Source organism: Tepidimonas sp., assembly GCF_046292505.1.
In the GTDB taxonomy this organism is placed as follows: Bacteria; Pseudomonadota; Gammaproteobacteria; order Burkholderiales; family Burkholderiaceae_C; genus Tepidimonas.
The window spans coordinates 1-516 of the sequence record NZ_JBKBQX010000284.1; the positions used below are offsets into that span (position 1 = coordinate 1).

Annotated in this window: 1 protein-coding gene and 1 pseudogene; both read left to right on the forward strand. The window is 75.6% G+C overall.

Annotated elements, in window-relative coordinates; translation table 11 throughout:
- A partial coding sequence (locus ACK4TH_RS13290) for a hypothetical protein (protein WP_409627111.1) occupies positions 1–181 on the forward strand: 181 nt, incomplete at its 5' end.
- A pseudogene (locus ACK4TH_RS13295) lies at positions 178–516 on the forward strand (type II secretion system protein GspE); the annotation flags it as partial. The gene ACK4TH_RS13290 and the pseudogene ACK4TH_RS13295, both read left to right, overlap by 4 nt.

Consider the following 516-nt stretch of genomic DNA (forward strand, 5'->3'; position numbering starts at 1 on the left):
GCGCGCCGGCGACGCGCTGGCGCTGGACCGCTACCAGTGGATGCGCGGCGTGCAAGAGCAGGCCCAGCCCGAGCCGAGCCGCCTGCACCCGGTGCAGGACGCGCCGGTGCTGCCACCCGCCTGGCCCGGCGCCGCCGTGCCGCCGGCGCGCTCCGCCCCTGCCCCCAATCCCGCCCGATGAGCGCCGCCCACCCGCTGCCCTACACATGGGCGCGCGCCCACGGCGTGCTGCTGCACCTGGACCGTGGCGAGCGCTGGCTGATTGTGCGCGCTGACGCCACGGCCCCCCTGCCCGCCGCGCAGCTGACCGCCATCACCGAGGTGCAGCGCGTGCACGGCCCCTGCCGGCTGCAGCGCGAACCCGGTACCGCCTTCGACGCGCGGCTGCAGGCCGCCTACGCCGAAGGCAGCAGCACCGCTGCGGCCATCGTCAGCGAGGTCGAAAGCGAGGCCGACCTGTCGCGCTTGATGCAGGAACTGCCGCAGATCGAGGATCTGCTGGAGGTCGCCGACGAC